The following is a 22,427-nucleotide window of genomic DNA, read 5'->3' on the forward strand; positions in this document are numbered from 1 at the left end:
ATTTGCTTTTCCTAATAACAAATGTGCGATGACTGGGTTTAAATTAAAAGACCACCTGCAGGGTGACCCGCAGATATGGTTGATCACAATTCTCCTATCTTTTTTTGGGATCGCTGCGGTATATAGCTCGGTATCTGCACTGGCTTACAGAAGCTCTGGCACATCAGAAATGATTATGTTCAGGCATGCATTTTTTGTCATTGTAGGTCTTTTCATAACCTACGTTATTCATCGTTTCAATTTCCTGAACATTGCTCCCTTTGCTAAGATACTCTTATGGGTTTCGCCATTAGTTTTAGGCTATACTCTTTTTATGGGACATGAAGTGGGTGGTGCCAAAAGATGGATTTCTTTTGGAGCATTTACCTTCCAGACATCTGACTTGGTTAGACTGGTATTAATCACCAACCTGGCAGCCATGCTTGCCAAAAAGCAGAATGCCATGGATAAGTTTAAACACCTGATGCCAATAGTGATCTGGTGTGGTGTGATCTGCTTTATGCTGGCTATTTCCAGTTTCTCCACTTCCGTAATTCTGGGACTAACCTGCTTTATGATCATGATAATCGGCAGGGTACCTCGCAAATGGATTTTCAGACTTAGTGCATCTGTGTTATTTGGACTTTTGCTAGCTTTTGGGATTGGTTTATTTACTAAGGTGGTCTTCGATAAGGACTTCGGTAGAACAGAAACCATCATCAACAGAACAGAGTCATTTATCAATAAAGACCTCGACGGCAATCGCCTTATAGGAGGTCATATCGGTAGTGTCAGCTTACAGCAAGATCAGGCCATTACCGCTGTGGCTCGTGGAGGTATTTTCGGTGTAGGTCCTGGCAAAAGTGCCATCAAGCATAGAATGGCAGAAGCCTATTCTGATTTTATCTACGCCATTATCATTGAAGAATATGGATTGATTGGCGGCCTGGCCATTATGGTTTTATACCTCTGGTTACTGGCTCGTGGTCTAAAGAACATTGCCAATACTACACAGGCCTTTGGCGGTCTTTTGAGTATTGGGTTAACTCTGAGTATTGTTTTTCAAGCCTTGGCTCATATGTTTATAAACGTTGGCCTAGGCCCAGTTACCGGCCAAACATTGCCATTAATCAGTAAAGGGGGAACATCAATTCTTTTCACCTTTATAGCGATCGGAATTGTACTTTCTGTCTCAAAAAATCAACAATACGAAACCATTTCTAACAAGGCCAGATGAGCAAGCAAGTGAACGTCATAATCAGTGGTGGTGGTACCGGAGGGCATATTTTCCCTGCTGTAGCAATAGCCAATGAAATAAAAGCTCAGCTTCCGGAGGCTAATATCCTTTTTGTGGGTGCCCAAGGCAAAATGGAAATGGAAAAAGTACCAAAAGCAGGTTATGAGATTATTGGTTTACCCATTGCCGGCATTAACCGGTCAAACATGGTGGCCAACCTTTCTTTTCCGATTAAGCTTTTCAAAAGTCTTTGGCTTGCCAGAAAAACAGTAAGGAACTTCAAGCCAGACATTGCGATTGGAGTAGGTGGCTATGCCAGTGGCCCTACACTTCTGATGGCCAACTTCATGAGTGTGAAGTCCCTGATACAGGAGCAAAACTCCTATGCCGGCATCACTAACAAATATTTGGCAAAAAAAGCTGAGAAGATTTGTGTAGCCTACCCTGAAATGGGCAGCTTTTTCCCTGAAAACAAAATAGTTTTCACTGGAAATCCTGTACGTAAAGACATCGTAGACATTGAAGTCAATAAAGAGGATTCTCTTGAAGCATTTGGTTTAGGTCAAAAGCCGACAATATTGGTGATTGGCGGTAGCCAAGGTGCCAGAAGTATCAATAAGGCCATCCAAAATGACCTTCAAAAAATAAAAGACAGTGAGGCTCAGCTAATCTGGCAAACAGGAAAAAGCTTTGCTGATGAAGCCAAACAATCGGCAGCAGACATAGGATACACGGACTGTTATATTTCAGACTTTATCTATGAAATGGATAAGGCCTATACCGCAGCAGATATTGTAATTTCCAGAGCTGGTGCTCTTTCAGTTTCTGAGCTTTGCCTTACGGCTAAACCTTCAGTACTGGTGCCTTTTCCTGCTGCAGCAGAAGATCACCAAACGAAGAATGCCATGAGCCTGGTCAATAAACAGGCGGCACTAATGGTAGAAGATAGCCTGGCTCAGGAATCTCTGGTGGACAAGAGTATTGAGCTACTTCAGAATAAAGAGTTACAACAAAACTTAACACAAAACATTAAAGAATTTGCCAAGCCATTGGCAGCCAAAGAAATAGTCAAAGAAGTAAGAAGCATCATAGGAGTATGAAAATATTTTTCTCTGAAAATACCGTCGATTACAGCAGCTATACTTTCTCATATGCCATCTATGCCATGAGAGAAGGAGCCGAGGACCTTACTCCTATTTATGATCAAGGATTCTTACCCTATACTGGCAACATCAATCTCCAAAAAGAGCTTTTTTATCTGGCTAGAAGCTTACGTGTAGATCTTGAGAGATTTGTTGATAGTTCTGAAAATCGCAGGGTCTGTCGTCAAATAGAGCCCTTGAATGTTCAATTAGAGGTTATTGAGAAAAGCTCATTCGACCTTGAAAATGCAGAGTTTAAACACTTTTGTGAAGGATATATAACAGAAAGAATTGGCACAGACAATATGAGTCTGGACCGCTGGCAGTACATTTTAGATAGTAGTATAGGCACCCATATCCTGAAATTCTATAATGAAGAAAAGGTTCTCGGGTATATTCTGGCTTCTATCAATGAAGAAATGTTTCATTATTGGTTTGCCTTCTTTGATACGGAGTATATGAAAAGCCACTCTTTGGGTAAATACATGATGTGGAAAGCTATTGACTGGTCAAAAGAAAATAAGCTGAAACACGTTTATTTGGGCACAGCCTATAAACCAGCGGCACTCTATAAAATCAGAGATCACAAAGGCCTTGAATACTGGGATGGCAGTCAATGGAGCATCGATATTAAGAGGCTAAAAGAGCTTTGTAAAACTGATCTTGAGCCTAAAAATGCCGATCATTTTAAGCTTAATGAAGATCCAAACGAATTTTTAAATCAATTGTCCTAATGAATATTCCGAAATCAAAAATCAAAGATTACAGTCTGGCCTTTATTGGTCTGGCCGTTGTGATTTCATTGATCGCATTTGTGGATGACAAAGCGAGCGTGAGACGCTGCAAGAATATTGACATTGAGCTAATTGATAATAATGATCAGTATTATATCTCGACGGAAGATATAGAGAAGCACGTTACCAGAAATGGAAATGAGCCACTAAGAGGTATGCTTTTAGCAGATATTGACCTAAGCACCCTTGAGAAAAGAGTGAAAGAAATCAGGCAGATTGAGCATTGTGAAGCCTACGGAGACTTAAAGGGAAATATCCATATTAAGGCCAAGCCTTACATCCCATATGCTCGGGTAATTTCAAGTAATGGTAAAGATCAGTACATAGATGAGGAAGGAAGATATTTCCCACTTTCTAAACTCCATACGGAGCGAGTACTCTTACTCACCGGATCATATTTTAATAAACAACCAGACCTTACCAGTGAAGATGAGCACCTGATGAAACTGGTGCATACCATCAGAAATGATGATTTCTGGAATGCACAGATGGCTCAGTTAGACATGGACAGAAGTGGCAATATCAAATTTGTACCTGTGCTGGGAGATCATATCATTGAGTTTGGTGCACCCACCAACATTGAAGCAAAACTGAACAAACTAAAAGTATACTATAAGCAGATTATGCCGGTAAAAGGCTGGGACAAGTTCTCAACCGTAAAAATCCAGTATAAGAACCAAGTAGTATGCGAATAATAACGTGTGAATCCTGATAAATCCGTAGGAAAATGAAAGAAAGCAAAGAACCAATTTATTCCGTAGGCCTTGATATCGGCAACTCAAAAGTGTGTGCCGTGGCCGGCAAAAAAGATCTGAATGGCAAGATCACCATTCTGGACTATGCCGAAGCTCAGTATAATTCAGACTATGAATCTATGCTGAAGGGCTCTGCCAAAAACAAAGAGAACGTAACTCTTACCGTAGAAAGGGTTCTTCAGGAGCTTTCTATCAAAACTAATCTGGAGATTGTATTGACCAATACCAATTTCTCAAACGAGCAGATTAGCGTCAAAAGTATTAAGCAGGACGTCACCAAAGACGGAAGCAAGTTTGTAGTCAAAAACTACGAGCTTGAAGAATTGATAAACAATACTAAAAAGCAGCTAAAAAAAGACAGCAATAAGGAAAACCTCCACCTGATGCCTACCGATTTCTTCATTGATGAAATGAAAGTAGGTAAATATCCTAAAGGTGCTACCGGCAATAAACTTACCTGTGTTTTCAATGCCATCAATGCTCCAAAAAACCGTTATGAAGAGCACCTTCAGACATTTGAGCGTCTAAACTACGAAATGGTAGAAGGCAGCAAGAACAGCTTCGATGTGATGATTGACAGGCTGGTTTATAGTGGAATGGCAGATGCTCTTTCGTGTATTTCTATTGAAGATAGACAAGCAGGGATCTTATTGGTGAATATCGGGGCACACCTGACAGAAGTAAGCATTTTTAAAGACTACGGTTTACGCTATACCAATGTTTTGCCAATCGGTTCTGAAGCCATCATAAAGGATATTGCTCAGGCGTTTAACGTTACAGATCTACAGGCAGAAAGGCTCATGAGGGCTTCTGGTGAAAAGCCAAGCAATGAGATTGAGATCAATGAAGTACTGGAAATAGAAGGTAAAAATGGTTTGCCTACCCGTCAGTTTTTGCAAAAAGCTGTGGCTATGGTCATAGAAAGTAGATTAAAGGAGATAGCTGCACTTATTGCTTCTGATGTGATTGATAGTGGTTATGCCAGACTTTTGGCTAATGGACTTATGCTTACGGGCGGGATTGCCAGATTAGGCCTAACCAAACTTACTTTCACCAAGACTTTCTCGCCGCTGGCAATCAGAATTGCTGATAGTACTGTGAATATTGATATTAACACCAAACTAGAGCTGGCTCAACCAAAATACTCTACGGCCATAGGCGTGATGCTGGCCTCAATGAAACCTTTAGATGAGCGGTTGCCCCTCAATAAGGTAGTTCGTGAAAAGCGTAAAATGTCATTAGGCTTTTTCTCAAACCTGCCTCTAGTGAATACAATTCGTGAAATTTTAGATGAGCCGGATCTCAGAAGAGCTTACGGTGAATAAATGCTTCCTAAATAAACCATAAAACTATGTTATACCAGCAGGATTACGACCTCGACTTTGAATCTGAAATGCCAAACATCATAAAGGTGATTGGTGTGGGTGGAGCCGGTGGAAACGCCGTAAAAACCCTACACAAAATGGGGATTGCCGATGTAGATATTTTGGCTGCTAATACCGACCTCCAGGTACTGAAAGATTTGCCACTCGGTATCTCACGCCTTCAGCTAGGTGCAGAGCTTACCAAAGGGCTTGGAGCCGGAGCTATCCCTAAAGTAGGAGAACAGGCAGCACTGGAGAGTGAAGATGCCATTCATAAGTTGTTTCAGGCTCCTACTGAGATGGTTTTTATTACCGCTGGTATGGGTGGTGGTACAGGTACAGGTGCTGCTCCGGTGATAGCCCGTATAGCCAAAGAGAAAGATATGCTAACGGTAGGTGTGGTTACCGACCCGTTTAGCTGGGAAGGCTCTGAGAAAATTGAGCAAGCCATGGAAGGTATAGAACGCATGAAGGAATTCTGTGATACGGTTCTTATAGTAAAAAACGACCGTCTGGAGAATCTCTTTCATGATATGGATATTCAGGAGGCTTTTGAAAGAGCCGATGGCATCCTGGCAAATGGTGTCAAAAGCATTGCAGAGCTGATTACCAGACCGGGTATCATCAATCTGGATTACGCCGATGTAAAAACGGTATTGAAAAATGCCGGACAAGCCGTTATGGGCTCTGCAGAAGCTTCTGGTGTAGACAGAGCCAAGGTAGCCGTAGAAGAAGCCCTGAAGTCTCCGTTGCTACATAGCAATAGCATCAAAGGCTCGAAAAGACTCTTGGTCTCTATTTCTTACTCAAACGAAAAACCTGAGTATAAAATTAAGATGAGTGATCAGGCCATGATCATGAAATTTATCGAAAGCCAGATCAAAACCAAGGCTAAGATTGTGAAACATGGATACTCTATTGATACCTCACTGGAAGATAAAATCAGAGTAACGATAGTAGCAGCCGGCATTACGGAGTTTGGTGCTGAAAACCATAAGCCACAAAAGGAAAGCTCACCTGAGCTTGATTTTGAGAAACATGAGGATAGCCCTTTTGCCTCTTTTAATATGCCTGGCATAGCTAGCCCTGCCTCGGCTCCTGCCAAAAAGAAAAAAACGAAACCAGCTGAAGAAAGCCAGTTCGGGCTTTTTGAAGCCGAGGAGAAGCTTCGTGAAACTGCGGTAACTTTTGCTAAAGATGACTCGGTAAAAGAGGATATAGAAAATACCCCGGCCTATATGCGTTATGGTATTGAAATCGGTGATGTAGATGATATTCCTGAAGAAAACAGGCTTGTAAATAAGGTGTAAATTACTGACTATAAGCAAACTTTATAATTAAATGGACCTCATATTTGAGGTCCATTTTTTTTGTTAAAATAATTAGCAAAGAAGTCTCAATATTGTAGCAAACACCACTTCCACCCTACCTTTGACTAAAAACACCGAAGGCCTAATCTGCCTGAATGGTGGAGTGAACTATACAATATAAGACAATGAGCAGGACGATTCTTCACATGGATCTGGACACCTTTTTTATCTCTGTAGAAAGGAAAAAAGACAGCAGCTTAATGAACAGACCAGTGCTGGTAGGTGGCACAGGAAACCGCGGGGTGGTCTCCGCTGCCAGCTATGAAGCCAGACGATTTAATGTATTCTCTGGTATGTCAATGAAAATGGCCCGAATGCTATGCCCTGAGGCCATAGTGATCAAAGGAAATGCCGGCGTTTATGCCGATGAATCCAGAATAGTCACCGAGATTATCAAAGAACGTGTCCCCATTTTAGAGAAGGCTAGTGTAGATGAGTTTTATGCAGACCTCAGCGGAATGGACAAGCACTTCGGCTGCTTTCAGTATGCTTCAGAGATACGGCAAGCCGTCAAAAAAGAAACAGGCTTACCGATATCACTCGGGCTGTCTATCAATAAAACGGTATCTAAAGTAGCCACAGGCAAAGCTAAACCCGATAACCAGATCAATGTAACTGTAGGCACAGAAAAGCCCTTTCTGGCTCCTCTGGCTATCAAAAGAATACCCATGGTGGGTGAGCGTACTTATCATACGCTGTGTAACCTGGGTATTAAGTGGGTAAGAAACGTACAGGAGCTACCGATGGAAATGATGAGCTCTGTACTCGGTAAAAACGGTCAAACGCTATGGGAGAAGGCCAATGCCATAGATAACAGCCCGGTTATAGAATACCACGAACGCAAATCTATTTCTAATGAGCGTACATTTGGCAAAGACACCACAGATGTTAGTCAGCTAAAAACCACCATTGAGGCCATGGCAGAGCAGCTTACCTATCAGCTACGCTCAGGCGGTAAAATAGCGGGATGTATCAGTGTCAAAATCAGGTATTCTGACTTTAATACCTATTCAAAACAGACCCGAATAGCCTACTCTTCTGCAGATCACATCATGATACCAAAGGTACTGGAGCTTTTTGAGAGCTTATATAACAGAAGATTACTGGTGAGGCTGGTGGGTGTCAAGTTTAGCGAGATCATCAATGGCAGCTACCAGCTCAGTATTTTTGAAAACGTAGAAAAAACAGCCCAGCTATACATGGGTATGGATAAGATCAGGAATAAATTCGGGGCACGTAGTGTTATGAGAGCTTCTACTTTCGGGGCCAGGTCTATCGGTGGCATAGCCAACCCTTTCAACGGTGAGCCCCCTATCCTATTGGCTCACAGAACACAGTAAAAGGCATAAAAAAAGCGGCTCTTTGCAGAGCCGCTTTCTATTTATCTATACTTTCAATTAAGCTTCTTTCTTGATTACTCCATCAGCAATGTTCTGAGGAACAAAGTCATAATGAGAGAACGTAAGGTTAGCTGTAGCACGACCAGAAGAGATAGTTCTCAAGTCTGTTACATAACCGAATAGTTCAGAAAGAGGTACATCAGCCTTAATCACCTGAGAACCTTGCTTGGTATCCATACCTTTCATGATACCACGACGACGGTTCAAGTCACCTGTGATAGGACCAGTATACTCATCAGGAGTAAGAATCTCAACAGCCATGATAGGCTCCATAAGCTTAGCACCTGCTTCTTTACCGAAGTTACGGAATGCCATACGAGCAGCCATCTCAAAAGAGAATGAATCTGAATCGACATCGTGGAATGAACCGTGGAAAAGACGAATCTTCAATGAATCTACAGGGAAACCAGCCAAAGGACCAGTGTTCATAGCTTCTCTAAATCCTTTTTCTACAGATGGGATGAATTCACGAGGAATAGCACCACCCACGATATTGTTCACAAACTGAAGACCAGTTTCTGCTTCTTTTCCTTCTTCAGGCTCATCACGTGGCCCGATTTCAAATACGATATCGGCAAATTTACCACGACCACCAGACTGCTTCTTATAAACCTCTCTACCTTCGATAGTCTTAGTAAGAGCTTCTTTGTAAGCCACCTGAGGAGCACCTTGGTTTACTTCTACCTTAAACTCACGACGCATACGATCAATGATAATATCAAGGTGAAGCTCACCCATACCTCTGATGATCGTCTGGCCAGTTTCTTCGTTAGATTCTACCTGTAGTGTTGGATCCTCTTCGATCAATTTCGCGATAGCGTTACCAAATTTATCCTGGTCAGCAGTTTTCTTAGGCTCAATAGCGTAACCAATTACAGGATCTGGGAAGATCATTGATTCAAGAACGATAGGGTTCTTTTCATCAGATAGAGTGTCACCAGTTTTGATATCTTTAAAACCAACAACAGCTCCGATATCACCGGCGTGTAGAGCGTCAATTTGGTTTTGCTTATTAGCGTGCATCTGGAAAATACGAGATATACGCTCTTTGTTACCAGAACGGTTATTCAATACGTATGAACCAGAAGGAAGCATACCTGAATATGAACGGATGAAACAAAGACGACCTACGAATGGGTCAGTAGCAATCTTAAATGCCAAAGCTGAGAATGGCTGAGAAGGATCTGCTTCTCTGTAGATAGCATCACCAGTTTCAGGGTTAGTACCTTTGATCGCTTTTCTATCTAAAGGTGAAGGAAGAAGCTCCATCACGTAGTCAAGCATGGTCTGTACACCTTTGTTTTTAAAGGCAGAACCACAAAGCATTGGTACAATCTCAAGGTTGATAGTAGCTACACGAAGAGCTGCGATGATCTCTTCAGCAGAGATAGAATCCGGATCTTCGAAGAATTTCTCCATCAATGACTCATCAACAGAAGCTACAGATTCAAGAAGCTGCTCTCTCCAGTGCATTACTTCGTCTTCCATATCTGCAGGGATATCAATCTCCGTGAAAGTCATCCCCATATCTTCTTCATTCCAAACGATGGCTTTGTTATAAACAAGGTCTACCACCCCTTTGAAAGTATCTTCAGAACCAATCGGTAATTGAAGAGGTACTGCGTTAGAACCAAGCATTTCTTTAACCTGGCTACATACGTTAAGGAAATCAGCACCCTGACGGTCCATTTTGTTTACAAAACCAAGACGAGCTACATTATAGTTATTCGCAAGTCTCCAGTTAGTTTCTGACTGTGGCTCCACACCATCTACCGCAGAAAACAAGAAAACCAAACCATCCAATACTCTCAATGATCTGTTCACCTCAACAGTAAAGTCAACGTGACCAGGAGTATCGATGATGTTCATGTGGTACTTATCACCTTTGTAATTCCAGTTTAGAGTAGTGGCAGCAGAAGTAATAGTAATACCTCTTTCCTGCTCCTGCTCCATCCAGTCCATTGTAGCAGCACCATCATGCACCTCACCAATTTTGTGGCTAACACCACCATAGTAAAGGATACGTTCTGTAGTGGTAGTTTTACCGGCATCAATGTGGGCGGCAATACCAATGTTTCTTGTAAATTTTAAATCGCGAGCCATTTAATAATATGTTTAAACTTTTTTGACTTAAATAAGGCCTTGAAAACCAACACTTTTCAGACTGTCCTCAGCCATACATTTACCAATTGATTTTCGGGGTGCAAAAGTAATCATTTTTTTGAAGTTTTACACCTTTAGCCTTACACTTAATGATTTGATCATCAAAGCACACCAAAAAACCGCCCAGAAAACCATAGAATAAGATTCTGCCCCTCAAAAAAATCACCTTAAAACATTTGTTAATTTTGCACTTGTTAACACTAAAGTTAAACCCTTTCATCATGGCTCAAAAAACTGCAGAAATAGACGATAAACAAATCAATATAGAACTCTCAGAGGAAGTTGCTGAAGGCGTATATGCCAACTTGGCAATGATAGCCCATAGCAATTCTGAGTTTGTTCTTGACTTTATAAGACTAATGCCCGGTGTGCCTAAGGCAAAAGTAAAATCCAGAGTTATTCTCACCCCTGAGCACGCCAAAAGATTACTACAGGCTTTGGAAGACAATATTGCCAAATACGAAAACAATTTTGGCGATATCAGAGAACACGCTGAGCCTACGCCATTCCCAATGAATTTTGGTGGCCCAATGGGAGAAGCTTAATCAACAAACTCAGGAATTGGCTTAAATATTGACAGAGATAATTTATAGGTCATTATCTTCGTTCCTGATACGTATGAAACACCTCTTCAGACTAGTTTTTGTTTTTTCAGGCATATGGGCTTTTTCAGCCGATGCTCAGGAAAGACAGCAACTAAGCTCCGCTATTAATACTGAATATAATGAGATCCACCCGGTGATAGCACCAGATGGAGAAGCCCTTTATTTTATAAGAGTAAGTCATCCTTCTAATAATTATGGTAAAGAAGGCAGCAATGACGTTTGGTATTCTCAATTCAGGTCAGATGGTCGGTGGTCTATTGCCCGCAAAATGCCCAACACCATCAATAAGGGCCGTTATAATGATCTTTTTAGTATTACCCCAGATGGCAATACCATCCTAATCAGAGGGGTTTATAATAATGGTAGAAAGATCAATGATGAAGTAGGTATTTCAAAATGCACCAAGACCAGAACAGGCTGGACCCAACCCCAAAAGCTAGACATTCCCAGACTTAGCTCTATGTGTAAGGGTCAATACCTTTCTGCTTTTTTGACCAATAATGGTAAGGTGCTACTTTTCTCATTCTCCGAAAAAAAGAACAGCAGGGATGATGACCTTTACATCAGTTTTCAGAGCAAAGACGGCAAATGGTCAAAACCAGAATCTCTGGGGGCTGACATCAATACCAAAAACACCGAAACCACGCCCTTTCTGGCTTCAGATAATTACACACTCTATTTTGCCTCCGATAGAAAAGGAGGTGAAGGTGGTGTAGATATATGGGTAACCAAAAGGCAAGACAGAAGCTGGAAAAAGTGGTCTAAACCCATTAACCTCGGTGAGAAAATCAACACTGAAAAAGACGACTATTATTATTCTATCACAGCCTCTGGTGAGTATGCTTACATGAGCACGCGTGATAAGTCGGTCGGCAAGGGCGACATCGTACGCTTCAGATTAAGAAATCTTGAAGAAGAAACGGAAGCCGTTGCGGCTTTGCAAACAGCCAGAAATGAAGAAGGGCAGAAGACCTCGAATGCATCAAAAAAAGAAGATGAAGAAGAAAGCCTGGTAGATCTCACGGCCTCTAACCCTGTAGTTATGTTGAGTGGGAAAGTAATTGACCTTAAAACCAAAAGGCCGATTGAGGCTCGCATCATTTATGAAACCTTCCCTGATGGAGAAGAGATTGGCGTTGCCAATACAAACCCGGTCACGGGTGAGTATAAAATAGTGCTTCCTTACGGTCAACGCTACACTATAAGGGCGGAGGCAAATGATTTTATTGCCATAGGCAAAACCATCGACCTCATGCAGGCCGGAGAGTTCAAAGAAATAAAGGGCGAAAATCTTGAGCTGGCTCCAATTCAAACCGGTGTTTCGGTAACACTTAGTAATATCTTCTTCAAATTTGCCAGTGCAGAGCTTGAAGAGGAATCCTTCCCTGAATTAAACAGATTAGCAGATGCTCTTATCCAAAACCGAAATATGGCAATTGAGGTACAGGGGCATACTGATAACGTGGGACCAGCTGAAGTTAACCTGAGGCTTTCACAACAACGTGCTGATGCCGTACGAAACTACCTGACGGGCAAAGGTGTACCTCTGGAAAAAGTAACAAGTGTGGGACTTGGAGAATCCAGACCTGTAGCCTCAAACGAGACCACCGAAGGACAAGCTAAAAACCGCAGGGTGGAGTTCATGATTACTAAAAACTAAGGCGTATTTATTACTTTTGCAGCCACAAAGAATATCATATCGGCAGAAATGCCCTGCATAAAAAACAACAAGATCTAAGATGACAAAAGCAAATATGGTGACCGATAAAGGTACAATGGTCATTGAATTTTATGATAATGACGCCCCACTGGCGGTAGAGAACTTTATCAAACTTTCAAAAGAAGGTTATTATGATGGTGTAACCTTTCACCGTGTTATTCCTGATTTCGTGATTCAGGGTGGTGACCCAACCGGAACAGGCGGAGGAGGCCCCGGATACACCATTCCATGTGAACTAGACGGTGATAACCAATACCATGATCGTGGAGTGTTATCAATGGCTCATAGAGGTAGAGATACAGGCGGAAGCCAGTTTTTCATCTGTCATAGCAGAACTAACACTGCTCACCTGGATAGAAACCACACTTGTTTTGGTAAAGTAGTGGAAGGTCTTGATGTGATTGATGACATCAGACAAGGTGATGTTATTCAGAAAATTGAGGTTCTGGAAGAAGCTTAAAACATATTTTTTTGAGGAGAAAGGGAGGCCTTGGTCTCCCTTTTTTCGTTATGTATAGATACGGCAACTTGCTTTGGCAAGCAAATTGATATTTTTACAACGTTCACTAATTTTTTGTGTCTACTTCTTGTTACGTAGTACATCTAAAAAAACGCACCGATTTCCATGAAAAGGTCAATTCAGATTTTATCAGTCTTATTACTGCTTAGTCAGTTCTCTATAGCCCAGATTCTAACCCCTACCACCTGGGAATTTAAGCCCGCTAAAAGCGAGGTAAAAGTAGGTGATGTAGTGGAACTGGAATTCCATGCTACCATTCAAAAAGACTGGTATTTATACTCTTCAGATTTTGACCCTAACCTTGGCCCCATCGTTACAGAAGTAGAATTCACCCCTAATGATAGCTATCAGTTGGTAGGCGGCTTAGTACCGATATCTCCTAAAAAGAAATACGACGATCTCTGGGGTGGAGACATTACATACTTTACCAAAAAGGGAAAGTTTATCCAAAAGGTAAAGATTCTTAAGCCAGCTGCTCAGATTAAGGGTGAAATAAGTTTTCAATCATGTACTGATGTAGATGGAAGATGTGTTAATGGTGATCAGAACTTTACATTCAATGTCAAAGGAATTGCCGCCTCTGCGGTAGCTACACCAGAAGCTGCAATCAAAACTACTCAATCAGAGGCCGCCTCCATAGAAAAAGACGGTACCAGGACCGCTTTAGCAGAAGAAGATGACAAAACCGAAGCGGCGATAGAAACGCTTCCACAAGTCACTAATGAAAACGAAGAGACCACACTCACTGAAAATACTGGCGTAGTGAATAGCGACACTCCCGTGGCTGCCAATAGCGAAGAAGCAACCAGTCTGTGGAAGTTCCTTTTACTGGCCTTAGGTGCAGGTTTTGCCAGCATTTTTATGCCCTGTATTTACCCAATCATGCCGATGACAGTGAGCTTTTTCACAAAGCAGGAAAACGGAAAATCGAAGGCTTTTTTCTATGGTATCAGCATCATGGCCATTTTTGCGGTGATGGGTCTGGTAACGATGGCTTTTGGAGCACCTTTTCTGAATTTCATCAGTACTCACTGGATTCCCAACCTGATCTTCTTCATCATTTTCATCATTTTCGGGATTTCCCTACTTGGTGCATTTGAGATTGTTTTACCCCATGGGGCGGTCAATAAAATAGACCGTATGTCTGACAGAGGAGGTATGATCGGTATCTTTTTTATGGCACTCACTTTAGTGGTAGTTTCGTTCTCCTGTACTGTCCCTTTTGTCGGTTCATTACTAATACTCTCAGCTCAGGGAGAAGTGCTAAGACCGCTCTATGGAATGTTGGCTTTCGGGCTGCCGTTTGCTGCTGTATTCACCTCTCTAGCGATGTTTCCACAGTGGTTAAAGAATCTACCAAAGTCTGGCGGCTGGCTTAATGAGCTAAAGGCTGTTTTTGGTTTTCTGGAGTTTGCCCTTGCACTTAAATTTTTAAGCAATATAGACCTGGCCTACCACTGGAATCTCATCCATAGAAACATATTTATTCTGGTTTGGGTGGTTATCGCCATTCTTATTGGTTTGTATATTCTTGGCTTCCTACGTCTGCCTAAAGATTCTAAAGTAGAAAAATTGAGTTTTGCTCGTATTGCCTATTCTTTGGTATTCTTTGCCTTGGCCGCATATATGATTCCGGGAGTAACCAATAAATCGCTTTCTTTACTATCAGGGATTTTACCTCCGATGCCTACCACTCAGGTAAGTGGCACTATTAAGCCTCTGGCCAATGAAAAAATGAAAGCTTTGCCACATGGCTTACAAGGCTTTAAAGATTACCATGATGCACTCGCTTACTCTGGAGAAGTAGGAAAGCCAGTGCTGATTGATTTTACAGGTTATGCCTGTGCAAACTGCCGTAAAATGGAAGAGTTTGTTTGGCCAAAAGAAGGTGTCCTTCAGCGGCTTTCAGAAGACTTCGTCATTGCTTCTTTATATGTTGATGACAAAGCCGATTTGCCTATAGAAAAACATTACGTTTCTTCTTACGATAACGAGAAGAAAACCACGGTAGGAGCTAAAAATATGGATTTGGAGATCACCAAGTTCAATAACAATGCTCAGCCATATTATGCCGTCGTTAATGCTGAAGGTGAGCCGCTGCTAGACCCTATCGGTTACTCGTCTGAAGAGGAATTCATTGATTTCCTGGATAAAGGCAAAAGCCTGCATCAATAAGCTGAATTAACCATCCTCTGCCTGGTAACGGGCATCTGGCAGGTAATCCAGTCTATTCATATCCGTAACCTCAAGGCTGAGAAAATCAAACTCAGCCACCACCTTACCGGTAAGCCTGTAGACGCCTTTGCCTCTGAAAGGGAATTTAGCTGCTACAGGCGGAAAATGCACAGTATCTATCCAGTGGCCGGCCCGATCTAGAAAAGTACCAAACTTCATAATGGTTCCTTTGGCTGTTTTGGTATTCTTTACGGTCACCATATAGCCGTAAATGGTGATATTTTTGTTCACAAAATTGACCATATCTGCCGCCAACAGCTCATTCTCTGGTGGTGTTTCTAAAAGAGCGAATGGGTCGCACAGCGGAAAACCCAGCAGCTCTATCTGATCAAAAGTATCCTCCATCTCAGAAGACACCATTTTAGGCAATTCAAAACTCTTGGTCTTTACCTTAAAAAGCGGATTTTGAATAGACCTTGCCGGCTCGCGGTTGAGTTTATAGAGGGCTTTCCAGAGTAGCTCTCGCTTATTGACTCCTGAAAAGTTAAAACTCCCGATGCGTAGCAAAATTTCTACCTGATCGGGGCCGATACTTACACGCTCCAGAAAATCTTCAAGACTCTTAAAGTCTCCATTTTCCTCACGCTCTTTCACGATTGAAATCATGAGGCTGGTATCCATGCCATGTAAATGCTGAAAACCCAGGTAAATATCGCGGCCTTTGATGATGGTCTCTCGCCTGCTGATATTGATATGCGGAGCATGAATACGCCCACCATTCATACGAGCCTCATGTATGTAGGTTTCTACTCTGTAAAATCCACCTCCGTTATTGAGCACCGCTACCATATACTCCAGCGGAAAATACGTTTTCAGGTACAAACTCTGATAACTCTCTACCGCATATGATGCCGAATGCCCCTTTGCAAAAGCATACCCGGCAAAACTCTCTGTCTGAGCCCACACCTCATGAATCATGCTCTCCTCTATTCCCCGCTGCCGACAATTGCTGATAAACTTCTGTTTTACTTTGGCAAACTCCTCACGAGAACGGTATTTACCACTCATTCCTCGCCTAAGCTGATCTGCCTCACCCAGCGATAAACCCGCAAAATAATGAGCTACTTTAATCACATCTTCCTGGTATACCATCACACCATAGGTTTCAGGCATGATATCCAGCATCACCTTATGGGCTTTTTCTTTGATACGCTCCGGGTGCCTGTGCCTAAGAATATACTCTCGCATCATCCCACTTTTTGAGACGCCGGGTCTGATGATAGAGCTGGCCGCTACCAGTCCCAGATAATTATCTACTCTTAGTTTGCGAAGCAACATCCGCATGGCCGGTGACTCCACATAAAAGCAACCAATACACTGAGCCAGGCTTATCTGCTCATTAATCTTTGGGTCTTTAAAAAAGCTCTTTACATCTCTGATGTCTATCGGCGGCAGGTCTGGCCGGTTATATGCAATAATCCCGAGGGTATCTTTTATTTTACCCAAACCTCTCTGCCCCAGAATATCATATTTAAACAAGCCCACATCTTCGGCAATCTCCATATCAAACTGTACCGTAGGAAAGCCCTTCGGTGGCATATCCATAGCCGAAAAATAGTAGAGGGGCTTCTCAGAAATCACAATCCCGCTGGAGTGAACACTCAGGTGATTTGGCATCCCCATGATGAGACCGGCATATTTCAGAATAAGTGACTGAATATGATCTGGCGTTTTCTCAGGTATTTTAGCATTACTCAGAGCATCTATTTCGCTTTTGGGTAGTCCAAAGACCTTCCCCAGTTCGCGTACCGCTCCGCTGTATTGAAAAGTATTATAGGTAGCCAGCAGAGCCGCCCTCATCCCTCGCCCAAAACATTCAAAAATATGACGCGTCACATCATCTCTATCTCTGGATGAAAAATCGATATCAAAGTCGGGAGGATTGGCCCTGTAGAGGTTCATAAATCGCTCAAAATACAGATCAAGCTCTATGGGGTCTACATCTGTAATCCCCAGCAAATAAGCCACTATACTATTGGCACCACTACCACGGCCTACATGATAATAGCCATTGCCTTTGGCATACTCCACGATGTTCCAATTGACCAGAAAAAAAGCAACATAATCTTTACTCTCAATGATATCGAGTTCTTTAGCCACCCTTTTCAGGATAGTTCTGGTGATTACATCATAACGTTTACGCAAACCCTCCTTACACAACCGCCTTATCAGCCTCCTATCTTGCTCTCTGTTTCCATGATAACTGAGCAGATTTTGATGAGGCCTATCCTCACTAAAGTCAAAATAAATAGAACACTTCTGAAGCAACGCATGCGTATTCTCAGTTATGATAGGGTGATTTCTCAAAGCTTCTTCTATTTGCCCCGGCTCCAGAAATACTTCAGTTTTTTTGCCAAAAGCCTCTGGCGGAAGCCGACTCAGCAAATCGTTTCGGTCAATAGCACGGAGTAAACGATGCACATTATAATCTTGCTGATGTCTGAAACTCACCGAATGTAAAAACACCATTTTGTGCTCATAAGAAGCCCATTTGCTGCGGTGCAAATACTCCAGATCGTCGAGATCGACGCCAATAAACTCATGCTCGGCAAAAGCTGTTTTATTAAGCTCATTGACCTTGGTCAAAGGATAAATCACAAAACAATGCTGGAATACTGGTGGCTCAGTGGGCAACTCCTTTTTAGATAAAGAATGCTTCGTCAAAAACTCATTAAGCTCAGCAAAGCCATCATTATTCCTGGCAATGCCTACATAGAGCTGCTCTGCTCCAATTCTGAAGTCAATACCGATTACCGGCCTGATGTTATACTTGGCTGATTGCCGTACAAAAGACATACAGCCCGATGTATTATTGATGTCGGTAAGAACAAGTACCTGCTGCCCATACTTCTGCCCGAGCAGGAGCAATTCCTTCTCAGAAAAAGTACCATAACGTAAGCTAAAATACGTGTGACAATTCAGATACAAGACCTTTCGTTTTTAAAGATCTCAAAGGTAAATTCCGCTAATATTTTGATCAAATATTGCTAACATCTACACCATAAAATACAAAAGTCACTTCCCCGAAAACCATTTAAATGCAAATCATGTAAATAGTATAGATCAATGAGCACCAAATGGTAAAATCTAGATTGTATTTGGGTCTATTTAGTATTCTGTTTTTTCTGCTTTCATGTGGAGAGAACGAGCTACCTGAAAGTTGTGACAACTGCGGATTCCAATGCCTCACAGGAGAAGAAAAAAAGCTTATTAATAATGGCTGCCTTTGGTATGACGACTGCTCTTTTAATTATTACCGAAACTCAAACATCGATCTTTCAGGAGAATCCTCTATTCAAGATGGAGATAAAAACGTCTTTGAATTTAAAACCATGGATACCGAAGTGGCGGGCATACGACCAGAGATCAAAAACACACTTCTTTTTGAGACAGACCCGCTAGACAAAACATTTTGGGTAAATGGTAACGACTTTAAAAAACTTAATGTCCATTTTAAAAGAACATGCACCTGCGGAAATGTAGAGCTTTCTCCAGCCAAATCTGGCTGTATAGCCGGTGAAGAACAAGCACCCGGAGTTTGGTTTATGTTTGGTAAAGCCATAGTCACCACCCCAAACGGTGACGAAGAAGTAGCTTTTGAAGCCCGATTTAATCGAGTGAATTAAGTCAGCCATTTAAGTAATAAAGGCTCATGACTAAATAAAACTAAACCTCTAGAGCCTAAATAAAGGCGTCATATCACTACAAGATTGTGTAATGATATTCTGTTTGTAGATGTAATCAAAGAACAACCTTTACTATCACTTTTAATAATCAGGTTGACACTGTCAAGCGATTCAACCCTCAAGGTTTTAAACACAAAAAAGCCCCGTATTTCTACAAGGCTTTGTAATAAAATGATGGGGGGACGCCTAGTCCAGCTAGCTACTCTCCCTCAGTCAGTAGTTCGTGAACCATCCTTATAATAAAATACAAGTACATGCTATTACTATTCTTTGCTTAAGCAACAACTCCAAACACAAGGTCTTAAACGCAAAAAAGCCTCGTATTTCTACGAGGCTTTATAATAAAATTGTGGCATCTACCTACTCTCCCGGGTTTGATCCAAGTACCATCGGCGGTGCGGGGCTTAACTACTCTGTTCGGAATGGGAAGAGGTGAACACCCGCCCTATTAACACCAACAAGGTCTTAATTTGGCTATCGGCTTTCAGCGTTGTGCTTTCGGCCAGTACCAATAAATATCTTGACATTAATGTGTCTTCTGATCCCTGAGCTTGTCGAAGGGAAGGCACATTGTGATGAAGAAAAACTTTGAAGTGAAATTAAAAATATGAAGAGCTTTCGGTTCATTAGTACTACTCGGCTGCATACATTACTGCACTTTCACCTGTAGCCTATCTACGTCATCATCTATAACGTTCCTCTATGGAAGTCTCATCTTGAGGTGGGTTTCACACTTAGATGCTTTCAGCGTTTATCCCGTCCATACGTAGCTACTCTGCCGTGCCCTTGGCAAGACAACAGATACACCAGCGGTATGTCCAATTCGGTCCTCTCGTACTAAAATCAGAGCCTCTCAAACTTCCTACGCCCACCACAGATAGGGACCGAACTGTCTCACGACGTTCTGAACCCAGCTCGCGTGCCACTTTAATGGGCGAACAGCCCAACCCTTGGGACCTTCTCCAGCCCCAGGATGTGACGAGCCGACATCGAGGTGCCAAACCTCCCCGTCGATATGAGCTCTTGGGGGAGATCAGCCTGTTATCCCCGGAGTACCTTTTATCCTTTGAGCGATGGCCCTTCCATACAGAACCACCGGATCACTATATCCGTCTTTCGACCCTGATCGACTTGTAGGTCTCTCAGTCAAGCTCCCTTTTGCTATTGCACTCAACGCACGGTTACCAAGCGTGCTGAGGGAACCTTTGAAAGCCTCCGTTACACTTTTGGAGGCGACCACCCCAGTCAAACTACCCACCAAGCAATGTCCCCCTTCGAGGGGTTAGGAACCAGATAATTAAAGGGTGGTATTTCAACAACGACTAACCGACGCCTGGCGACGCCGGATCACAGTCTCCCACCTATCCTACACATCAAGTACCCAGTCCCAATGCTAAGCTATAGTAAAGGTTCACGGGGTCTTTCCGTCCCGTGGCGGGTAGACGGCATCTTCACCGTCACTACAATTTCGCCGAGCTCATGGCTGAGACAGTGCCCAGATCGTTACACCATTCGTGCAGGTCGGAACTTACCCGACAAGGAATTTCGCTACCTTAGGACCGTTATAGTTACGGCCGCCGTTTACTGGGGCTTCGATTCAGACCTTCGCTTACGCTAAGCCCCCCTCTTAACCTTCCAGCACCGGGCAGGTGTCAGGCCATATACGTCGACATTAATCTTCGCATAGCCATGTGTTTTTGCTAAACAGTCGCCTGGGCCATTTCTCTGCGGCCATCATTGCTGATGGCTCCCCTTATCCCGAAGTTACAGGGTTAATTTGCCTAATTCCTTAGCCATGAATCACTCGAGCACCTTAGGCTTCTCGCCTCGACTACCTGTGTCGGTTTACGGTACGGTCTGTATTCATCTGAAGCTTAACGGCTTTTCTTGGAACCTTCTCCCCTCGCTCGCTTTAGCCTAAGCCGCCGCTCAACGCACTATTCCGTCAGTACGTGCAAAGCTTGAAAATCCGTCCCCGTGTCGCAATAAATACAGGTCAATGAATATTAACATTGTTCCCATCGGCCTCTGCTCTCGCATTATCCTTAGGATCCGACTAACCCTCCGTTGATTAGCATAGCGGAGGAAACCTTAGTCTTTCGGTGTGAATGTTTCTCACATTCATTATCGCTACTTATTCCTACATTTGCTTTTCTCATCGCTCCAACATTAGTTACCTAACACCTTCACTGCCATGAGAATGCTCCCCTACCACTGTAGTAAACTACAATTCTAAGCTTCGGTACTATACTTTATGCCCGTTTATTATCGATGCCCGCCCCGCTCGACCAGTGAGCTGTTACGCACTCTTTAAATGATTGCTGCTTCCAAGCAAACATCCTGGCTGTCTCTGCAGTCAGACTTCCTTTGTTCAACTTAGTATAGATTTAGAGACCTTAGCTGTAGATCTGGGTTCTTTCCCTCTTGGACTCGGACCTTAGCACCCGAGCCCTCACTGCCAGGTATATCTTATCGCATTCGGAGTTCATCTGAATTTGGTAGGATGTGACTCCCCCGCATCCAATTGGTAGCTCTACCTCGATAAGACTAAACCCTGACGCTGTTCCTAAAAACATTTCGGGGAGTACGAGCTATTTCCTAGTTTGATTAGCCTTTCACCCCTACCCACAGTTCATCCGAAAACTTTTCAACGTTTACCGGTTCGGTCCTCCAATTGGTCTTACCCAACCTTCAACCTGACCATGGGTAGATCACTAGGTTTCGCGTCTATAGCACCCGACTTAACGCTCTGTTAAAACTCGCTTTCGCTTCGGCTTCGTACCTTAAGTACTTAACCTGGCCGGATACCATAACTCGTAGGATCATTATGCAAAAGGCACGCCGTCACCACATAAAGTGGCTCCGACCGCTTGTAAGCGTACGGTTTCAGGTTCATTTCACCCGGGTATTCCCCGTGCTTTTCACCTTTCCCTCACGGTACTAGTTCTCTATCGGTGTCTCAGGAGTATTTAGCCTTGGCTGATGGTGCAGCCGAATTCAGAGGGGGTTTCACCGGCCCCCACCTACTCAGGATACTGCTCGTCATGTCTCTGTTTACCTTTACGCGGCTCTCACGCTCTATGGCTGACTTTCCCAAGTCATTCAAGTTTAAAGACAATCCTAAATGCAGTCCTATAACCCCACTAATGCCGTAACATCAATGGTTTGGGCTTCTCCGCGTTCGCTCGCCACTACTTGCGGAATCACTGTTGTTTTCTTCTCCTAAAGGTACTTAGATGTTTCAGTTCCCTTCGTTCACCTCTATACTTAGTATAGATTCTCATCCTTCAGATGAGAGGGTTGCCCCATTCGGAAATCAACGGATCAATACATATGTGCTGTTCCCCGTTGCTTATCGCAGCTTATCACGTCCTTCTTCGCCTCTGAGACCCCAGGCATCCGCCGTACGCCCTTACGTAGCTCTTCTTAATAATTCTCTCTTCTCAGTCTTTCTTAC

At 42.9% G+C, this 22,427-nt stretch carries 14 protein-coding genes and 2 rRNA genes; 12 read left to right on the top strand and 4 right to left on the bottom strand.

Going from position 1 to position 22,427, the window contains the following annotated elements:
* The first annotated feature begins 28 nt into the window (after window positions 1–28).
* From ACUXV0_RS09745 to dinB, 7 genes are all read left to right on the top strand, one after another.
* Window positions 29–1,216 carry an FtsW/RodA/SpoVE family cell cycle protein gene (locus ACUXV0_RS09745; protein ID WP_446189360.1) on the top strand — a complete coding sequence of 396 codons (1,188 nt, stop codon included), beginning with the start codon at window positions 29–31 and terminating at the stop codon, window positions 1,214–1,216.
* On the top strand, window positions 1,213–2,316 hold the full coding sequence (gene murG, locus ACUXV0_RS09750) for an undecaprenyldiphospho-muramoylpentapeptide beta-N-acetylglucosaminyltransferase (protein ID WP_446189361.1): 1,104 nt from the start codon (window positions 1,213–1,215) through the stop codon (window positions 2,314–2,316). The genes ACUXV0_RS09745 and murG overlap by 4 nt, the downstream gene beginning before the upstream one ends.
* The gene (locus ACUXV0_RS09755; protein ID WP_446189362.1) at window positions 2,313–3,092 is read left to right on the top strand and encodes a GNAT family N-acetyltransferase; all 780 of its coding nucleotides are present in this window, start codon (window positions 2,313–2,315) and stop codon (window positions 3,090–3,092) included. Before murG ends, ACUXV0_RS09755 begins: the two co-directional genes overlap by 4 nt.
* Window positions 3,092–3,847 carry a cell division protein FtsQ/DivIB gene (locus ACUXV0_RS09760; RefSeq protein ID WP_446189363.1) on the top strand — a complete coding sequence of 252 codons (756 nt, stop codon included), beginning with the start codon at window positions 3,092–3,094 and terminating at the stop codon, window positions 3,845–3,847. Before ACUXV0_RS09755 ends, ACUXV0_RS09760 begins: the two co-directional genes overlap by 1 nt.
* Before the next feature lie 32 nt (window positions 3,848–3,879).
* The gene (locus ACUXV0_RS09765; RefSeq protein ID WP_446189364.1) at window positions 3,880–5,232 is read left to right on the top strand and encodes a cell division protein FtsA; all 1,353 of its coding nucleotides are present in this window, start codon (window positions 3,880–3,882) and stop codon (window positions 5,230–5,232) included.
* Between the two features lie 26 nt (window positions 5,233–5,258).
* Window positions 5,259–6,581, top strand: a complete 1,323-nt coding sequence (ftsZ, locus tag ACUXV0_RS09770) for a cell division protein FtsZ (protein WP_446189365.1) — start codon at window positions 5,259–5,261, stop codon at window positions 6,579–6,581.
* A 185-nt stretch (window positions 6,582–6,766) separates the two neighbouring features.
* Entirely contained in the window at window positions 6,767–7,981 is a 1,215-nt protein-coding gene (gene dinB / locus ACUXV0_RS09775; RefSeq protein ID WP_446189366.1) for a DNA polymerase IV, read from the top strand.
* A gap of 57 nt (window positions 7,982–8,038) precedes the next feature.
* Here the strand turns inward: dinB and fusA are convergent, their stop codons facing one another.
* Window positions 8,039–10,144, bottom strand: a complete 2,106-nt coding sequence (fusA, locus tag ACUXV0_RS09780) for an elongation factor G (RefSeq protein WP_446189367.1) — start codon at window positions 10,142–10,144, stop codon at window positions 8,039–8,041.
* Between the two features lie 281 nt (window positions 10,145–10,425).
* Between fusA and ACUXV0_RS09785 the strand changes: the two genes are divergently transcribed.
* The 4 genes from ACUXV0_RS09785 (at window position 10,426) to ACUXV0_RS09800 (ending at window position 15,224) form a co-directional block, all read left to right on the top strand.
* Window positions 10,426–10,749, top strand: coding sequence for a DUF3467 domain-containing protein (locus tag ACUXV0_RS09785; protein ID WP_446189368.1), 324 nt, complete (start codon window positions 10,426–10,428; stop codon window positions 10,747–10,749).
* 73 nt (window positions 10,750–10,822) lie between these two features.
* Window positions 10,823–12,469, top strand: a complete 1,647-nt coding sequence (locus tag ACUXV0_RS09790) for an OmpA family protein (protein ID WP_446189369.1) — start codon at window positions 10,823–10,825, stop codon at window positions 12,467–12,469.
* A 79-nt stretch (window positions 12,470–12,548) separates the two neighbouring features.
* Window positions 12,549–12,989 carry a peptidylprolyl isomerase gene (locus tag ACUXV0_RS09795; protein WP_446189370.1) on the top strand — a complete coding sequence of 147 codons (441 nt, stop codon included), beginning with the start codon at window positions 12,549–12,551 and terminating at the stop codon, window positions 12,987–12,989.
* Between the two features lie 165 nt (window positions 12,990–13,154).
* Window positions 13,155–15,224, top strand: a complete 2,070-nt coding sequence (locus tag ACUXV0_RS09800) for a cytochrome c biogenesis protein CcdA (protein WP_446189371.1) — start codon at window positions 13,155–13,157, stop codon at window positions 15,222–15,224.
* A 6-nt stretch (window positions 15,225–15,230) separates the two neighbouring features.
* Here ACUXV0_RS09800 and ACUXV0_RS09805 read toward each other — a convergent pair whose 3' ends face one another.
* On the bottom strand, window positions 15,231–18,212 hold the full coding sequence (locus tag ACUXV0_RS09805) for a DNA polymerase III subunit alpha (protein ID WP_446189372.1): 2,982 nt from the start codon (window positions 18,210–18,212) through the stop codon (window positions 15,231–15,233).
* A 149-nt stretch (window positions 18,213–18,361) separates the two neighbouring features.
* Here ACUXV0_RS09805 and ACUXV0_RS09810 point away from each other — a divergent pair, with 149 nt between their 5' ends.
* Window positions 18,362–18,910, top strand: a complete 549-nt coding sequence (locus ACUXV0_RS09810) for a hypothetical protein (RefSeq protein WP_446189373.1) — start codon at window positions 18,362–18,364, stop codon at window positions 18,908–18,910.
* Between the two features lie 407 nt (window positions 18,911–19,317).
* Here the strand turns inward: ACUXV0_RS09810 and rrf are convergent.
* Window positions 19,318–19,429: ribosomal RNA gene (gene rrf / locus ACUXV0_RS09815) — 5S ribosomal RNA — on the bottom strand.
* A gap of 148 nt (window positions 19,430–19,577) precedes the next feature.
* Window positions 19,578–22,396: ribosomal RNA gene (locus ACUXV0_RS09820) — 23S ribosomal RNA — on the bottom strand.
* Window positions 22,397–22,427: the final 31 nt, after the last annotated feature.

This window comes from Jiulongibacter sp. NS-SX5, assembly GCF_052828545.1.